1 protein-coding gene is annotated in these 804 nt (G+C 37.1%); it reads right to left on the minus strand.

All coding sequences use genetic code 11. The features are described 5' to 3' along the window. The coding region (locus tag ACRCJ0_RS16800; protein WP_431391297.1) for a translation initiation factor IF-2 N-terminal domain-containing protein at positions 1–804 on the minus strand (804 nt) is incomplete at both ends.

The raw sequence follows: 804 nt of genomic DNA on the forward strand, positions 1-804 counted from the left end.
AACAACTTGAGCGTTACGTAAGTAGTCAAGTAAAGTTGTTTTACCATGGTCAACGTGCCCCATGATGGTTACAACTGCTGGACGAGTTTCTAAGTCTCCCTCGTCTGCATTCTTAGCTTCTTCAAAGTAATGTTCAAAGTCTGCTTGGTCAACAATAACTTTCTCTTCAGCTTTTACACCATATTCTTCTAGAATTAACTCGATAGCATCTTTATCTAATGCTTGGTTTTGTGTAGCTGGTACACCCATCAAGAATAGTTTTTTGATAATCTCCGCTGGCTCACGGTGAATTTTTTTAGCGATATCCGCAACAGTCATACCTTCAGTATATTCCACTTTTTCTGGAAGTGGCTTATTCTTTCTTGGTGGTACTGGGTTGCTTTGAGGGCGGTTTTGGTCATTGTTAAAACGACCTTTTTTCCCTTTTTTGCCTTTACCTTTAAATCCGCCATTTTTATTATTGGTGTTGTTTTTAAAATTATTTTTTTGATTATTCATATTCTTATTCTCTTTTGCTGGGTTATTGCGATTTTGAGACTTGTTTTGTTGCTGATCTTGCTTAGCATTTGCTTTAGCAGATGCTGGTTTATTAGAGACTTTTTCTGCAGGTTTATTTTCAGCTTTCTTAGCTGGTTGACTTTCAGCTGCTTTCGCTGGCTGTTTATTGTTGTCTTCCTTAACTGCTGATTTATTTGCAAAGCCACTTTTCAGCTTATTTACTTCGTCCTCAGTCATTGATGCCATATGGCTTGAATATTCAAAACCTGCTTTTTCTGCAGCATTCAATAACTCTTTACTTGATAC

The sequence above is a fragment of the Aerococcus sp. L_32 genome (genome assembly GCF_050689315.1).